The sequence below is a fragment of the Chromobacterium sp. HL1 genome (assembly GCF_057418835.1).
Window position 1 is genome coordinate 2180871 of the sequence record NZ_CP162399.1, and the last position, 15469, is coordinate 2196339.

Consider the following 15469-nt stretch of genomic DNA (forward strand, 5'->3'; position numbering starts at 1 on the left):
ATGGGGCGATTGTGCCAGCGCGGCAAGATGCTGGGAATGGCCGGCGCCGGCGTAAAAAAACCCCGCGCAAGCGGGGTTGGGACGGCTTTGGACGCACTGGCTTAGAACCAGCGGCCGTAGCGTTTGATGTAAAGGGTTTTGACGATCTGGGTCAGCGTCATATAGCCCAGCATGGTCGCCAGCAGCCACCAGAAGTAGCTGGGGTCCAGCTTGACGAAGCCGATGCTGTCCGCCAGCGGCGAGAACGGCAGGTAGCAGCCGATGGCGATGGCCACCGAGGTGGACAGCAGGACCGGCAGCGAGGCGGTGCTTTGCAGGAAGGGGATCTTGCGCGTGCGCAGCATGTGCACCACCAGGGTCTGCGACACCAGGCCTTCGATGAACCAGCCGGAGTGCATGATGCTGGCGCCGCCGTCGCTGACGCCGTGGGCCAGGCCGGCGTAGTAGGCCGCGCCGGCGCCGAACACCGTCCACATCAGCGTGTAGGTGGTGATGTCGAACACCGAGGAGGTGGGGCCCAGCCACAGCATGAAGCGCTTGATGTTGTTGGCTTCCCACTTGCGCGGCTTCTTCAGAAACTCCGGATCCATCTTGTCCCAGGGCAATACCATCTGCGATACGTCGTAGACCAGGTTCTGGATCAAGAGGTGCATCGCCAGCATCGGCTCCCAAGGCAGCCAGGCCGAGGCCACCAGCACCGAGAACACATTGCCGAAATTGGAGCTGGCGGTCATGTTCAGGTACTTGAGGATGTTGCCGAAGGTTTCCCGGCCCTTGATCACGCCTTCTTCCAGCACCATCAGGCTCTTTTCCAGCAGGATGATGTCGGCGGTTTCCTTGGCGATGTCCGCGCCGCTGTCCACCGAGATGCCGACGTCGGCGTCGCGCAGCGCCGGCGCGTCGTTGATGCCGTCGCCCAGGAAGCCCACGGTGTGGCCGTTGGCCTGCAGGGCCTTGACCACGCGGGACTTCTGCAGCGGAGTCAGCTTGGCGAAGATGGTGGTGTGTTTGACCGCGCTGCACAGCGCCACGTCGTCCATCGCCTCGATGTCCTTGCCGATCAAGGGCACGCCGGGGCTGAGGCCGACGTCGCGGCACACTTTGGCGGTGATGATGGGATTGTCGCCGGTCAGCACCTTGACCGCCACGCCGTATTCCTTCAGCGCGCGGATGGCCGGCGCCGCGGAGTCCTTGGGCGGATCCAGGAAGGTCAGGAAGCCGCGCACCACCAGCTGGGCCTCGTCATTGGTCTTGTAGTTGCGCTTGGCTTCTTCGGCGGGGATGTCGCGGGTGGCGACCAGCAGCACGCGGTAACCTTCGGCGTTGTAGTCCTGGCTGCGCTTGAGCAGGGCGGCGCGCTCCTCGGCGGTCAGCGGCTTGATCTGCGAACCGTCCTGAACATGGCTGGAGACGGCCAGCATTTCCTCCACCGCGCCTTTGGAGATCATCAACTGGCGGCCGCGCTGGTTTTCCACGATCACGGACAGGCGGCGGCGCACGAAATCGAACGGCATTTCGTCCACCTTGTTATAGCCGTCCGGCTTGACCCGGCTGCCCAGTTCGTCCGCGTGCTCCACCACGGCAATATCCATCAGGTTCTTCATGCCGCTCTGGTGGAAGCTGTTCAGCCAAGCCAGTTGCAGCACGCCTTCGTCTTTGAGCCCATGGATATTGTAATGGTGTTCCAGGATGATCTTGTCCTGGGTCAGGGTGCCGGTCTTGTCGGTGCACAGCACGTCCATCGCGCCGAAGTTCTGCACCGAGTTCAGCCGCTTGACCACCACCTTGCGCCGCGCCATCGCCACCGCGCCCTTGGCCAGGTTGGCGGACACGATCATCGGCAGCATTTCCGGGGTCAGGCCCACGGCCACCGCCAGCGCGAAGGTGAGGGCGGACATCCAGTCGCCCTTGGTCAGGCCGTTGATCATGAACACCACCGGCACCATCACCAGCATGAAGCGGATCAGCAGCCAGGATACGCTGTTGACGCCGCGGTCAAAGCTGGTTTCCACGCGCTTGTGGCTGACCACGCTGCGCGCCAGCGAACCGAAATAGGTGTCGGTGCCGGTGGCCACCACGATGGCGGACGCCTTGCCGCTGACCACATTGGTGCCCATGAAGCAGACATTGGGCAGGTCCAGCAGATCGGCGTCGCCCTTGGCCTGGCCGTTGGCGGATTTCTCGGCCACCGCGCCCAGGGTGTCGTACTTCTCCACCGGCAGCGCTTCGCCGGTCAACACCGCCTGGCTGATGAACAGATCGCGGGATTCGATCAGCTTGATGTCGGCCGGAATCATGTCGCCGGCCTGCAGATGGACGATGTCGCCCACCACCAGCTCGCTCATCGCGATTTCCTGGCGGATCGGGCTGCTGCCGTTGGCCGGGCGCCGCTGCGCGGTGGCGGTGTTGCGCACCAGCGATTTCAGCTTTTCCGCCGCCTTGGCGGAGCGGAATTCCTGCCAGAAACGCAGCAGGCCGCTGATGCCGACCATGGTCAGCAGAATGATGATGCCGGTCCATTCCTCGTCGCCGGGGCTGGCGAAATAGACATCGGTGAAATAGCTGATGGCGGCCAGCACCATCAGCACCACGACAAAGGGGTTCTTGAACGCTTGCGCCAGCTGGATCAGCGGGTGCGGAGCCTTGTCGTGGGCCACCTCGTTGGGTCCGAACTGGGCGTAGCGCTGATGCGCCTCCGCCATGGTCAGACCGTCCTGGTGGCCGCGCACGCGTTGCAAGGTTTCTTCCACGGAGCTTTCGGCTTCCTGTACCGCGCGGATAACCGGTTTTTCCTGTTTTGCGCCTGGGGTGGCGACATAGCCTTTCAGCTTGTGTCGGCTGCTAGTGTGTTTCGTCATTGTTTCGTCTCCTGCGCGCCTGTTTCGCGCAGAGCGGCCGGGCCTGTTCAGGCCGGCCTGGTGTCTGGCGGACGCAGCACGGCGGGTGTTGCGGATGTTCCGGGTTGTTGTTTTGCGCCCGCCTGCGTTGTTGTCGGTGTGTGCAGGGCGGGCGGTAGCGGGTAACTGTCGTCGGTCATGGTGTTTCCTTCATGTGGGCTTGAGGCCCGCGCCGCCGTGGCTGGGCGGCGCGGGAGGGTGAATCAGGATTGGGCCAGCGGACGGACTCCGGCGGACCACTCGGGCCGGACCTGGCCGGGCAGGATGTCCAGCCGGACCCGGGCCAGCGGCAGATTGCCGAGCCGCTGCATGACGGCTTCCAGGAAATGCATGGAGGCGTCGCCGCGGGAACGGAACTCGGTGGCCAGCATCCAGTTGGCCGGCGCGCCGGAGGCGTGGCATTCGCCGGCCAGCAGGGTTTCGTTCCAGCTGGACACTTTCAGCCCGTGGCCTTGGGCGGCGGCGCGGATTTCCCGGCGCGCGGCCTTGACCGCTTGCGTGGGGCAGATGACCGACAGTTGATAGCGCTGCGGCCGGATGTTGTGGCGGATGATGTCGTTCATGGCGATCTCCTTGCGATCCGGCTTCCGTCGCGTGCGGACGTGCCGGCCCCTGCCTGGCGGCATGCGATGACAGGGTTGTTTTTGACGGTGGCGAGGCGCGCGGGCCTATCCCGCCGCCGTCAGGCGGAGGAGATCAGGCGGTGCGGGCGGCCTCGGGTCTGCAAGATCGGGGTTCCGGTTCTTCAGACATGGCTGGCCTTTCTTGGCGGTGGGGTTGAACTCAATGGACGCTCAGGCGCTGGCCGCCCAGCGACGGGGCGTGGCCCGCGTCTCCGGCTTGCGGCGTCCCCAGCGGACGCGGTGAATCTCCGGCATCTTGCTCAGGCGCAGCGCCATTTCATTGAAGGCGCGGCGCAGGGCGACCGGGCAATCCAGGCGCACGCTCAGGCAGGCTTGTCCGGAGGCGGCGGCCGGGGTGATGGCGACGTGGGTCGCCGCCAGGCCCAGGGTGTGCATTTCCCAGAAGAGTTGTTTGCGCAGCGCGGTAATGACCGGGATGTCGCAAATCACATTCAGGTGGCAGCTGGTTTCGTCTTGGCGTTTGCTTGGATTGCGCGCGAGATAATTGAATAACCAAGCCAGTTTATTGTGGCGCATATTTCACTCCCTCATTTTCATTTTGAAAATGCGACGGACAGCATTATTCCCTTTCTGTGTTTTATAGACGCAGAAATAAAAATAATTTAATGGTCGATTGCGATGGTCGGCGGCGGCTAATTGGCCGGTCCCGTTGTCGCAATAAGGGAGGGGCTCAGATCAGCAATTCGCCAAGGGCCGGCGCGGTCGCGGTTCAGGGTCTTCTATCAACATCGGAACCTCCTGCTGGCTGGCAGCGTTTGCGTTTAGTAGGATCGCGCGGACATGGCCGCGCGCGGGAAGTCGGGGTGGGTTCAGTGCGCCAAATGAGCCCGTTGGGCCAGCAAAAAGGCGCGGTTGGGCACGCGCGGACGCTGCGCGTGGCGCGCCCAGTGAACCCGGTTGACCTGAGGCAGCTGGCAAAAATGCGCGGCTAGCTGGTTCAGGCAACGGCTGGCCACGTCCGGACAGGCGAAGAGCACGCTCAGACAGGCCAGGTCGTTGTCGCCGGCGGTCAGGGCGATGCGTTCCACCTCCAGGCCGCGGGCGTGCAATTGCTTGGCCGCTTGCACGCGCAGCATGGTCAGGTCCGCATGGACGCAAAAAATGTTCAACTGGTAAACGGCGGCCGGGGCGGTGGTTTTGCCTGGGCGCAGCAGGGCTGCCAGTTTAGTGATCAAGCGCATGATGATTCCTCCCATTGGCGATGCAAGGAGGACGCGACGAAATCCGAAGGCAAACGCCGTCAAAGGGAATCCGTGCGCAATCAGGCGGCAAGCCGCCTGCGCGGCGCGAATCTGGGGATGTCTGAAAAGCTTGGCCGTTCGGCCTGGGGTCCGGCTCGCACTGGGCCGCGCGCTAGGCGGGTCGCTGATGTGCGTTGTTGCCGAATTTTAGACACCACACCCTGTCATTGCAGGATGTGGCAGAGAAAAGGTTCTGCTAAATCCTGCAAGACGGCGTTGCGATACAAGATCGACTACTTCCGTCGTTGTCCACGATGAACCTTTGCAGTATTTGAGATGCCCGGATTATAGGGGGCTTTACGAGGATAGGCAATCCTGAATCAAACTTTTTTACATTTTTGTGTGCGGCGCAACACTAAATAAGCCATGGGCATGGGATGGAATGAAAAACGGCGTCGCAATGCCTGAAGCCGGGTCTTCAATGCGGCGGATATTCGCCGTTTATTAATATAAGAAACGGTTCAAAGTCTCGCGAGCCAGAACAAGACAAGGCGAAAACGAGCGTAAGAGCGGAATTGCTCGTGGCGCATGAGCCTGTTGAGCTCGCATTCACCCTGCAAGGCTTCACGAAGCGCTGCGGACTTTGAGCCGGTTTCAGCAGGAATCAATCGTCGCCGTAAGCGTAGGGCCCGCCTTTTTCCAGCGCGGCCCGATAGGCCGGCCGCGCATGGACGCGGCGCAGGAAGTCCAGCGCATGCGGATGTTCCCGATTCAGATAGCCGCGCGCGCGCGCGGCTTCCAGCGGAAAACTCATCTGGATGTCGGCGGCGCTGAAGACGGGGCCGGCGAACCAGCCGTGGCGGGCCAGGCAGCGGTCGGCATGGCTGAGCAGCGCGTCCAGCTGCGGTTGCAGATAGGCGCGGCGGACGCCGGCGGCCAGTTTGCGCGCCAGCGGCCGCAGCAGCCAAGGGACCGGCGGCCGGTCCAGCCGCGAGAACACCAGGCTCATCACCAAGGGCGGCATCAGCGAGCCTTCGGCGTGGTGCAGCCAGAACAGGTAATCGCTGTGCTCCGGCGCGCCGGCGGCGGGCTTGAGCCGGCCTGAGCCGTAGGTGTCCACCAGGTAGTCGACGATGGCGCCGGATTCGGCCAGGGTCAGCTCGCCGTCGCTGATCACCGGGGACTTGCCCAGAGGGTGCACCGCCTTGAGTTCCGGCGGGGCGAGCAGGGTGAGCGGATCGCGCTGGTAGTGCTGAATGCGGTAGTGCAGGTTCAGCTCCTCCAGCAGCCAGAGCACGCGTTGCGAGCGGGAATTGTTCAAGTGGTGGACGGTGATCATGGGCGGGTTCTTCCATTGCGCCGGAGCGCGCTAGATGGGGAGCCGGCTGCCGGCCTTGACTTCGCGCAGCGCCAGGCTGGAGTGGATGGAGTGCAGGCCCGGGGTGCGGCGCAGCACGGTTTCGATGAAGTCGCTGTACGCGTCCAGATTGGGCGCGACCACTTGCAGCAGATAGTCGGCGTCGCCGGTGATCTTGTGGCAGGACAGCACCTCCGGGCGCTCCCGCATCCGGTCTTCAAAACGATTGGGCGCGTCGTCGGCGTGCTGGCCGAAGCTGAGCCGGACAAAGGCCAGCACATCATAGCCCAGCTTGCGGCGGTCCAGATTGGCCTGGTAGTCCTTGATGTAGCCGGCTTCCTCCAGCCGCTTCAGCCGCCGCCAGCAGGGGGTGACGCTGAGGGACAGCCGTTCGGCCAACTTGGGATTGGACATCGCTCCGTCCTGCTGCAGCAAGCGCAACAGAGTCAGATCCGTATCATCCAGCAGAGTTTTGAGTCTATTCATGCTCAATAATCGCTTTCAATATTGCTTTCTTGCTCCAGATTAGCGCCGAAGGCGGGGCAAAAGCAAAACTATTCCAGCGGCCGCGGCGCATACTGGGGCCTTGCCTTATTCAAGCGAGAAACGAGGAGGGACGGCGATGTTGACGATTTACAGCGACGCGCACCATCTGCACCATGGTTGCGAGTTGAAAGACGGGGTCTTGATGCCCTGTTTCGAGCAGCCGGGGCGCGCCGACACCATCTTGGCGCGAGTGAGGGCGACGGGGCTGGGCCCGGTGGCCGCGCCGAGCGAATACGACAGCGAACGTTACGCCCGCGTGCACAGCCGGCGCTATGTTCGTTTTCTGGAACGGGCCTGGGACGAATGGACCGCCGCCGGCCGCAGCCACGACGCCTTGCCGCTGATCTGGCCGGTGCGGGATCTGCGCGGCGACATCGAACCCGAATTCATCGACGGCAAGCTGGGTTTTTACGCGATGGACGCCGGGGTGGCGATCACCGCCGGCACCTGGAGGGCGGCGCGTGCCAGCGCCGACGTGGCCTTGACCGGCATGGACGCCTTGCTGGCGGGAGAGAAAAGCGCCTTCGCGCTGTGCCGCCCGCCCGGCCACCACGCGGCCGCCGAGTATATGGGCGGCTACTGCTATCTGAACAACGCGGCGATCGCGGCGCAGTCCTGCCTGGACGGCGGCGCGGCCAAGGTGGCCTTGCTGGACGTGGACTACCATCACGGCAACGGCGGGCAGAGCATTTTTTACGAGCGCGACGATGTGATGTTTCTGTCCTTGCACGGCGATCCCAAATCCTCCTACCCGTATTTTTCCGGCCATCGCGACGAGCGGGGGCGGGGCGCCGGCCTGGGCTTCAATCACAATTACCCGCTGCCGCACGGTACCGGCTGGCCGGCCTACGGCGCAGCCTTGCGCCACGCTTGCGGGCAAATAGCCGCTTATGCGCCGGACGCGCTGGTGGTGTCGCTGGGCGTGGACACCTTCAAGGATGACCCGATCAGCCAGTTCCGCCTGGAGAGCGAAGACTTCCTGCGCCTGGGCGCATGCATCGCCGGGCTGGGTTTGCCGACGCTGTTCGTGATGGAGGGCGGTTATATGGTGGACGATATCGGCGTCAACGCGGTGAATGTGTTGACGGGCTTCCAGGCGGGCGGCGTAGGCGTTTGACCTGGGTCAGCCCGGCGGCGAATAAATCGCCGGGCCGCCAGCCGGCAAGCCGAACTTGTGAAAAAAATGTAAAAAGCATAGAGTGGCGGGTGTAAAATTGCTTACACCCGACAACTTCAGAGTTATTTCTCATGAAAAGCGGCCATCCCGACTCCGCAGATCGAAGTCCCAGCGCGTTTTATCAGCATTTTTCGCCCAACCTGCCCCTGGCGGGCAAACGCCATGTCAAATGGCGGCTCAGCGCCCGACAGGAGGAAGTCTTGCTGCATGCGGCGTTGATCGCCTGTATCGCGCTGGTGGGGCTGTTCGCCTATCTACGCCACTAAGCGCCCGTTCCAAGGAATCCATTCAAAGTCCGCCGCGCTTCGTGAGGCGTGGCGTGGCGCGGCGAGCGCCGGCGTTCGGCATGCTCGCGCGCCCCTCGTACATTCCGCTTTCTCAGCCGCAACGCCTTGTCTCGCCTTAGCTCGCGAGATCGTAAACACGTTCCAAGACCCGCCGGCAAAGCCTTATCCTGCGTTGCGCAGCGCGAGGCGGGGCGGATTTTGAACGGCTTCTAAGCCGGCTGCGCCTGTTCCGCGAGATCGATTTCGCGTCGCAGCTGTTTCAGCGTCGGCGTCACGATGGCGATGAAGCTGGCCTCGCGCAGCCGGCGCTGCGCCGAATGCGACAGCAGAAAGCCGGCCGCGCCGGCGTGCAGCTGAGCCGACATCGCCGCGCGCAGACACAATTCGCCCACCGCGGCGCGCAAGCGCAGCACGCTCAAGGGTTGAACCTGGCCCGCCTCGGCCTGAGGCGCCAGCGTTTTCGCCTCGCGCCACAAACCGGCCAGTTCGGCCGCCAGATCCTGATACGAGTGGTCCAGCCAGCGATTCTGCTCGCCGTCGCGCAGATTGGCTTCCTGGATGTCGTCCAGGCAGCCTTGCACAATGCCCAGGCCCGCCGCCGCCTGCGCCAGCACGAAGCCGGGGCGGACGCGCCGTATGAAGGCGGCGAAGTCGGCTGGTTCCGCCGCCACCCGCTCGGCGGGCACCAACACCTTGTCCAGCCTCACGCTCAATGTGCGGGTGCCGGCCATGCCGGCGGTGGGCGGCCCGTCGCAGAGCCGTACCCCCGGCGCGTCGCAATCGGCGACGAAGACCAGCTTGCCGCCGTCCGAAGCGGCCGCCGCCGCGGCGAACACATGGCCGCCGCCGATATTGGACACCCAGGGCAGATCGCCGGATATCCGATACCCGCTGGGGCAAGGTTCGGCATGCAGCCGCAGCGGCTCAAGGCCGGCCAGGTGCTTGATGGCGTTGGACAGGCCAGGGCCGCCCAGGCGCCGGCCCGCGGCCAGTTCCGTCATCAGCGATCTCAGCTCCGCCCGCGGCGCCGCGTGGCGCAGCAGCCAGACGCTGGCGCTCTGGCACCAGGCCAGAAAGGCGGTGCTGCCGCAAACCGCGCCGACTTCGGCGATGGCCGCCATCGCCGCGGCCAGGCCCGGCCCATCGCCGGCTTCCGTCGGCAATAAGGCCGCGTAGGCGCCGTCTTCGCCCAGGCCGCGCAATATCTCCTCCGGATAATGTCCTTGCTGATCGATGGCGGCGGCCAGCGGCGACAGTTGCAGGCGGACGCGTTGGTCTACGCGGCGGAGCAGGGCGAGGGATTCGGCTTGGTGCATGGCGCGGGGAGGGGCGTGGTTGATTTCAGCGGCATTCTGGGCGGGATAGACGGCGCTGTCTATGTGTACAGCATGACATCTGTCCTTGCCGATTGAGCGCGCGGCGGAACTTGTCCGCACCATCGCGGCTCTATCTTTTTTTCATTGACACCGTTCCCGCCGCGCTTTGGCGCGGGTAGTTCATAAGCGCGGAACGGGGAAAGGTTCCGATGAGCGCATCTCCCACTCTATCCCTTGGCCTGCTGCTGGCCGCGCTAGGCCTGGCAGGCCCCAGCCTGGCGCTGGACCTGGATCTCAAGCCGACGCCGCCCGAAACGGCGAGCCCCGCGGCCAAGCCGCCGCCGGGCTGGAGCCTGGGCTACGACAGCAAACGCTTCAGCTATCCGCCGTCCGAGCGCACCCGCCTGCTGGCGGACCAGGCGCTGCGCAGCAAGCAAGAGCCCAAGACGCCGGTGGACTGCCAAAGCCATCCCGGCTATGCCTATTGCCAGCCCAAGGGCGCCGAGCGCGCCTACGCCTCCGCGCCGCCCCAGCCCATGGGCAGCGCCAAGCTTTGCGATCAGGACCCCTATTCGCCGCAATGCGCGGACAGCGCCTTGCAGCTGCATACCCGCAACAGCAATTGCGCGCCGGACGACAGAAACTGCCAGGGGCTGGGTCTCAGCCTCAAGTGGGGCGACTGAGCCGAGGTCCGGGACTGGACGGGACGCGGCAAGCCGGTAAACTGCCGGGCATTGAACCCACACAGCGGCCGGCATGCGCATCCTCCACACCTCGGACTGGCACTTGGGCCAGCATTTCATCGGCAAAACCCGCCTGGCGGAGCACCAGGCCTTCATCCACTGGCTGCTGGAGCAGGCCGACGTCCACCGGGCCGACGTCGTGCTGGTGGCCGGCGACATTTTCGACACCGGCGCGCCGCCCAGCTACGCGCGCGAACTCTACAACGGCCTGATCGCCGCCGCTCATCGCTCCGGCGTGCAACTGGTGCTGCTGGGCGGCAATCACGACTCCGTGGCCACGCTGGCGGAAAGCCGCGCGCTGCTGTCCTATCTGTCAGCCAGCGTGGTGCCGGCCCTGAGCGAGGACCCGGCCGATCAGGTCCTGATGCTCAAGCGCCGCGACGGCGAGCCGGGCGCGCTGCTGTGCGCTTTGCCCTATATCCGCCCGCGCGACGTGCTGCGCAGCCAGGCCGGCCAGAGCGCCGAGCAAAAGCAGCAATCCTTGCAGGACGCCATACGCGAACGCTACCGGCAGGTGTACGAGCAAGCGCTCCGCCGCCGCGAACAATTGGATCTGCCCCTGCCCATCGTCGCCAGCGGCCATCTGACCACGGTGGGCGCCAGCGCCAGCGAATCCGTGCGCGAAATCTACGTCGGCGCGCTGGAAGCCTTTCCCAGCAACGCCTTCCCGCCGGCCGACTACATCGCCCTGGGCCACATCCACCGGCCGCAGAAAGTGGGCGGCCACGAGCACATCCGCTACAGCGGCTCGCCCATCCCGCTGAGCTTCGACGAAGCCGGCCAGGGCAAGGAAGTGTTGTTGGCGGAGCTGGACGAGCAGGGCCTAGGCTCCGTCCGGCCGCTGGCGGTGCCTTGCTTCCAGCCCTTGCGTTCGGTGCGCGGCAGCCTGGCGCAGTTGCCGGCGCTGTTGGCGCAGGCGGCGGAGGCCGGCAGCGCGGAACGGCCGGTCTGGCTGGAAATCGTGGTCAGCGCCGACGACTACCTGAGCGATCTGTCCGCCCGCGCGCAGGCGTTGTGCGCCGATCTGCCGCTGGAGCTCTTGCGCGTGCGGCGCGACCGCGGGCAGGCCGCCTCAGGGCTGGCCTCGGCCGCTGGCGAAACCCTGGACGAACTGACGCCGCTGGACGTGTTCGAGCGCCGGCTGGCGCTGGAAACCCTTGATCCGCCGCTGCAGGAGCAACTGCGGCTGCGCTATCGCGAAACCCTGGCCGCCTTGCGGGAGGAACAGGCATGAAGATACTGAGCCTGCGCCTGAAAAACCTCAACTCGCTGCAAGGCGAATGGAAGCTGGATTTCAGCGCCGAGCCCTTCGCCGGCAGCGGCTTGTTCGCCATCACCGGCCCCACCGGCGCCGGCAAATCCACCTTGCTGGACGCCATCTGCCTGGCGCTCTACCACAAGACGCCAAGGCTGGACGCGGTGACCCAGGGCAGCAACGACATCATGAGCCGACACACCGCGGACTGCCTGGCGGAGGTGGAGTTCGAAGTCAAAGGCCGGCGTTACCGCGCCTTCTGGAGCCAGCGCCGCGCCCGCGACAAGCCGGACGGCGCGCTGCAAGCGCCCAAGGTGGAGCTGGCCGACGCTGACGGCGAGATCCTCAGCAGCCAGGTGGCGGACAAGCTCAAGCGCGTCGAAGCCATCACCGGGCTGGATTACGAACGCTTCACCAAGTCCATGCTGCTGGCGCAAGGCGGTTTCGCCGCCTTCCTCAACGCCGACGCCAACGCGCGCGCGGAACTGCTGGAAGAACTGACCGGCAGCGAAATCTACGGCCTGATCTCGCAACAGGTGTTCGAGCGCGCCCGCGACGCGCGCCAGACCCTGGAGCAATGGCAGGCGCGCGCCGACGGCGTGGAGTTGCTGGAACCGGAGCGGCGCGCGGACATGGAGGCCAGGCTGGCCGCGCTGGGCGCGGCCTCGCGCCAGGCGCAGGCGGACTGGGAGCTGGCGCGCAAGCAATGGCAGTGGCGCGAAGCCCTTGAACAGGCGCGGCGTCAGAGCGCGGACGCCGACGAGGCGTGGCGGCGGGCCAGCGAGCAGGAGGCGCGGGCGGAGCCGGAACTGGCGTGTTTGCGCCGCGACGAGCCGGCGCGGCGCATCCTGCCGCAATGGCGGGAAGCGGAGCAGGCGCGGGCGGAGCTGCTGCGTCTGAGCGCGGAAAGCCAGGCGCTTGGCCATGCGCAAGCGGCGCGGAACGCGGACTGGCAGGCCGGCCATTGGCGGGCCTTGAGCCAGGCCCGCCGGCTGGAGCGGACCCAAGGAGCGCGTCTGGACGCGCTCAAGGCCGCGGCGGAGGAGCAAGAGGCCGCCGCCCGGCGGCTGAGCCATCGCGCGCGCCTGGGCGAGTTGCTGGAACGTTGGCGCGCCGGTTTCGATCAGCAGCAGCGCTTGCGGCAACAGCGCGACGGCTGCGCCGCGCGCGTCGCGGAGCTGGACGCCCGGACGCTGAACCAGCGCCAGGGCTTGGCGGCCTTGAACGCGGAGACCGAGGCGGCGGAAGGGCGCGGCCTGGAGACCGCCGCCGCGCTGCGGCGGGCGGAAGAGAGCGGCCGGGCGGCGCTGGACGGCCGCAGCCTGGCCGAATGGCGCGAGCAATGGCAGCGCGCGCTGCGCCAAAACACGGCCTTGCGCGGCCTGGCGACGCTGGCCGCCGAACTGAAGCCGCTGGAAGAGCGGCTGGCCGGACGGCGCGAGGAAAGAGCGGCGCAGGAGGCCGAGCGAGCGCGCCGCGACGCCGACTTGCAGCGGCTGCGCGCCGATTACCGGCTGGCGCAGGAACAAACGGCGGACAAGCGGCGGCTGCTGGAGCAGGAGCGGCGCATTCTCAGCCTGGAACAGCACCGCGCCGCCTTGCGGCCGGGCGAACCCTGCCCCTTATGCGGCGCTTGCGAGCACCCGGCGGTGGCCGCCTATCAGGCGCTGGACATCGGCGCCGCCGAAGCGGCCCTGAACGCCAAGGAGGCCGCGCTGGAGACGCTGCGAGAACAAGGCCAGCAGGCGGCGGCGCAGCTGGCGCGCGACGAAGCGCAGCTGCGCCAGCTGGACGCGGCGACGGAACAGGAACAAGCGCGCCGCGAAACCCTGGCCGCGCAATGGCTGAGCGAGGGCGCGCCCTGGGGACTGGCGGACGGGGATTGGCGCGGACCGCGGCTGGAACAGGCTTGCCGGGACGCGGAAGGGCTGCAGCTGCGGCAGGAAAGCGCGCTGCGCGCCGCCGAACAGGCGGAAGCGGCGCTGGAACGGGCGCGCGCGGACGCGCGGCGGCAAAGCGAGGCCGTTCAGGCGCTGGGCCAGAAACGGGCCTTGCAAGAACACGGCCTGCATAGCCTGGAGCAGAGCCTGCAAACGCTGCGGGACGAGCTCGCGCAGCGCGAGGCCGAGCTGAGGGAACTGGCCGGCGGCCGCGACGCCGACATCGCCGCCGCGGGCTTCGACGCCCCGGAAGCGGGGCAGGAGGCCGGCTGGCTGGAACAGCGCGCCGCCGATTGGCGGGACTGGAAAGATTTGGAACAGGCTCGCCGGCAAGCGGAAACCGACGCGGAGGCCCAGGCCGCCGCGCACCGGCTCGCCGGAGAACGCGTCGCGGATTGGGACGCGCGCTGGCGGGCGCTGCGGTTGCCGGACGGGGCGCCGCCGCAGGAGGACGGCGACGCCGAGGCCGCCTGGCTGGCCGCGGTCGCGGATTGCGAGGAATCCGCGCGGACCCTGGCCCAGATCCAGGGCGCGCTGGAACGGGCGGAGAGCGATGCCGTGCGCCAGCGGCGGCGCGCCGAGGACGCGGAACAGGCTTGGGCCCAAGCTTTGGCCGCCAGCCCGTTTGCGGACGCCGCCGCCTTTCTGGCGGCGGCCTTGCCGGAGGCCGAGCGCGAGCGCTTGAGCGCGCTCGGCCGGCAACTGGAGCGGGAAAGGCTGAGCGCTGCGGCGCTGCGGCAACAGGCCGCGGAACGGCTGGCGGCGCTGGAGCGGGACAACGCCTCGCCGCAGCCGGAACCGGAATTGCGCCAGCGCATGGAAGCGCTGGACGCCGAGCGGCAAAGCCTGGCCGGCGAGGACGGCGCCTTGCGCGCCTTGCTCGACAACGACGCCGCGCGCCGCGACGGCCAGCGCGAGCTGTTCGCCCGCATCGACGGCCTGCGCGAGGAGGCCGACGTCTGGCAGCGCTTGAACGGCCTGATCGGCTCCGCCGGCGGCGACAAATACCGCCGTTTCGCCCAGGGTCTGACGCTGGAGCATCTGGTGGCGCTGGCCAACCGCCACCTGAGCCGGCTGCACGGCCGCTATTGGCTGCGCCGCCGCGCCGACGGCGAGCTGGAGCTGGAAATCGTCGACAGCTGGCAGGCCGACGCCGCGCGCGACACCCGCACCCTGTCCGGCGGCGAAAGCTTCCTGGTCAGCCTGGCGCTGGCGCTGGCCTTGTCCGACCTGGCCAGTCACAAAACCTCGATCGATTCGCTGTTCCTGGACGAGGGCTTCGGCACTCTGGACGGCGACACGCTGGAACTGGCGCTGGACGCCCTGGACGCGCTCAACGCCGGCGGCAAGACCATAGGCGTGATCAGCCATGTGGAAGCCTTGAAGGAGCGCATCCCGGTGCAGATCCGGGTGGGCCGGGCCGGCGCCGCCGGTTGCTCCGCGCTGACGGTGAGCGGCTAAGAAGCTGTTCACGATCGGCTGCGCGTCGTTGAGAGGCGGCCGGGTGAGCGCCGCTTCGAAATGCTGATGCGCCGCGTGTGCATTCGGCTTTCTCAGCGGTTTTCGCCTCGCTCTGGCTTGGAGACCATGAACAGGCCCGCCTCAGCCGGCGGCGAAGTCGGCGAGCGCGGCGCCGTCCATCCGGTAACGCACCCATTCCGCCTGCGGCTTGGCGCCGATGGACAGGTAAAAGTCTATGGCCGGCTGGTTCCAGTCCAGCACGCTCCATTCGAAGCGGCCGCAGCCGTGTTCCACCGCCAGCTGGGCCAGGCGGCGCAGCATCAGCTTGCCGGCGCCGCCGCCGCGTTGCCGCGGCGAAATATACAGGTCTTCCAGATACAGGCCCTGCTTGGCTTGCCAGGTGGAATAGCTGAAGAAGTAGACGGCGTAGCCGGCCGGTTCGCCGTCCACCTCGCAAATCAGCGCCCGCGCCGGGCTGTCCGCGCCAAACAGGCTGGAGACGATGCTGTCCTCGGTGGCGGCCACTTGATCGCCGGCGCGTTCGTAGACGGCCAGCTCCTTGATGAGGCGCAGGATCAGCGCGGCGTCTTGGGCTTGGGCGGGGCGGATATGGATGGACATGGACGGAACCTGAATAGTGGTGAATGGATTAAGCGCTATACTAC

General features: G+C 66.6%; 13 protein-coding genes. 5 read left to right on the top strand and 8 right to left on the bottom strand.

Annotation, left to right across the window (positions count from 1 at the left end; all coding sequences use genetic code 11):
- Window positions 1-101: 101 nt before the first annotated feature.
- The 6 genes from mgtA to AB1Z25_RS09950 form a co-directional block, all read right to left on the bottom strand.
- Window positions 102-2858, bottom strand: a complete 2757-nt coding sequence (gene mgtA / locus AB1Z25_RS09925) for a magnesium-translocating P-type ATPase (protein WP_107799184.1) — start codon at window positions 2856-2858, stop codon at window positions 102-104.
- A 242-nt stretch (window positions 2859-3100) separates the two neighbouring features.
- The gene (locus tag AB1Z25_RS09930) at window positions 3101-3460 is read right to left on the bottom strand and encodes a hypothetical protein (protein WP_107799183.1); all 360 of its coding nucleotides are present in this window, start codon (window positions 3458-3460) and stop codon (window positions 3101-3103) included.
- A 231-nt stretch (window positions 3461-3691) separates the two neighbouring features.
- Window positions 3692-4057, bottom strand: coding sequence for a hypothetical protein (locus AB1Z25_RS09935; RefSeq protein ID WP_107799182.1), 366 nt, complete (start codon window positions 4055-4057; stop codon window positions 3692-3694).
- Window positions 4058-4350: 293 nt separating this feature from the next.
- Entirely contained in the window at window positions 4351-4722 is a 372-nt protein-coding gene (locus tag AB1Z25_RS09940) for a hypothetical protein (RefSeq protein ID WP_048414716.1), read from the bottom strand.
- 664 nt (window positions 4723-5386) lie between these two features.
- Entirely contained in the window at window positions 5387-6061 is a 675-nt protein-coding gene (locus AB1Z25_RS09945) for a glutathione S-transferase family protein (RefSeq protein ID WP_235088771.1), read from the bottom strand.
- Between the two features lie 30 nt (window positions 6062-6091).
- Entirely contained in the window at window positions 6092-6565 is a 474-nt protein-coding gene (locus tag AB1Z25_RS09950) for an Lrp/AsnC family transcriptional regulator (RefSeq protein ID WP_486637139.1), read from the bottom strand.
- Between the two features lie 136 nt (window positions 6566-6701).
- Between AB1Z25_RS09950 and AB1Z25_RS09955 the strand changes: the two genes are divergently transcribed.
- Window positions 6702-7742, top strand: a complete 1041-nt coding sequence (locus AB1Z25_RS09955) for a histone deacetylase family protein (RefSeq protein WP_486637140.1) — start codon at window positions 6702-6704, stop codon at window positions 7740-7742.
- Window positions 7743-7873: 131 nt separating this feature from the next.
- Window positions 7874-8068, top strand: a complete 195-nt coding sequence (locus tag AB1Z25_RS09960) for a hypothetical protein (protein ID WP_107799178.1) — start codon at window positions 7874-7876, stop codon at window positions 8066-8068.
- Window positions 8069-8298: 230 nt separating this feature from the next.
- Here AB1Z25_RS09960 and AB1Z25_RS09965 read toward each other — a convergent pair whose 3' ends face one another.
- Entirely contained in the window at window positions 8299-9405 is a 1107-nt protein-coding gene (locus AB1Z25_RS09965; protein ID WP_235088768.1) for an acyl-CoA dehydrogenase family protein, read from the bottom strand.
- 209 nt (window positions 9406-9614) lie between these two features.
- Here AB1Z25_RS09965 and AB1Z25_RS09970 point away from each other — a divergent pair, with 209 nt between their 5' ends.
- The 3 genes from AB1Z25_RS09970 to sbcC all read left to right on the top strand — a co-directional run bounded on the left by AB1Z25_RS09970 (window position 9615) and on the right by sbcC (window position 14804).
- Window positions 9615-10088, top strand: coding sequence for a hypothetical protein (locus tag AB1Z25_RS09970; RefSeq protein ID WP_227108260.1), 474 nt, complete (start codon window positions 9615-9617; stop codon window positions 10086-10088).
- A gap of 73 nt (window positions 10089-10161) precedes the next feature.
- The gene (gene sbcD, locus AB1Z25_RS09975) at window positions 10162-11382 is read left to right on the top strand and encodes an exonuclease subunit SbcD (protein ID WP_486637141.1); all 1221 of its coding nucleotides are present in this window, start codon (window positions 10162-10164) and stop codon (window positions 11380-11382) included.
- Window positions 11379-14804: an exonuclease subunit SbcC gene (gene sbcC, locus AB1Z25_RS09980; protein ID WP_486637142.1), complete on the top strand. Its 3426-nt coding sequence runs from the start codon at window positions 11379-11381 to the stop codon at window positions 14802-14804. Before sbcD ends, sbcC begins: the two co-directional genes overlap by 4 nt.
- A 141-nt stretch (window positions 14805-14945) precedes the next feature.
- On the opposite strand, the gene AB1Z25_RS09985 is transcribed toward sbcC, so the two are convergent.
- Window positions 14946-15425: a GNAT family N-acetyltransferase gene (locus tag AB1Z25_RS09985; RefSeq protein WP_107799173.1), complete on the bottom strand. Its 480-nt coding sequence runs from the start codon at window positions 15423-15425 to the stop codon at window positions 14946-14948.
- Between the last annotated feature and the right edge of the window lie 44 nt (window positions 15426-15469).

Coding starts and splice junctions, on each gene's coding strand:
- mgtA (WP_107799184.1), bottom strand. CDS start 2,858: ATGACGAAACACACTAGCAGCCGACACAAGCTGAAAGGCTATGTCGCC.
- AB1Z25_RS09930 (WP_107799183.1), bottom strand. CDS start 3,460: ATGAACGACATCATCCGCCACAACATCCGGCCGCAGCGCTATCAACTG.
- AB1Z25_RS09935 (WP_107799182.1), bottom strand. CDS start 4,057: ATGCGCCACAATAAACTGGCTTGGTTATTCAATTATCTCGCGCGCAAT.
- AB1Z25_RS09940 (WP_048414716.1), bottom strand. CDS start 4,722: ATGCGCTTGATCACTAAACTGGCAGCCCTGCTGCGCCCAGGCAAAACC.
- AB1Z25_RS09945 (WP_235088771.1), bottom strand. CDS start 6,061: ATGATCACCGTCCACCACTTGAACAATTCCCGCTCGCAACGCGTGCTC.
- AB1Z25_RS09950 (WP_486637139.1), bottom strand. CDS start 6,565: ATGAATAGACTCAAAACTCTGCTGGATGATACGGATCTGACTCTGTTG.
- AB1Z25_RS09955 (WP_486637140.1), top strand. CDS start 6,702: ATGTTGACGATTTACAGCGACGCGCACCATCTGCACCATGGTTGCGAG.
- AB1Z25_RS09960 (WP_107799178.1), top strand. CDS start 7,874: ATGAAAAGCGGCCATCCCGACTCCGCAGATCGAAGTCCCAGCGCGTTT.
- AB1Z25_RS09965 (WP_235088768.1), bottom strand. CDS start 9,405: ATGCACCAAGCCGAATCCCTCGCCCTGCTCCGCCGCGTAGACCAACGC.
- AB1Z25_RS09970 (WP_227108260.1), top strand. CDS start 9,615: ATGAGCGCATCTCCCACTCTATCCCTTGGCCTGCTGCTGGCCGCGCTA.
- sbcD (WP_486637141.1), top strand. CDS start 10,162: ATGCGCATCCTCCACACCTCGGACTGGCACTTGGGCCAGCATTTCATC.
- sbcC (WP_486637142.1), top strand. CDS start 11,379: ATGAAGATACTGAGCCTGCGCCTGAAAAACCTCAACTCGCTGCAAGGC.
- AB1Z25_RS09985 (WP_107799173.1), bottom strand. CDS start 15,425: ATGTCCATCCATATCCGCCCCGCCCAAGCCCAAGACGCCGCGCTGATC.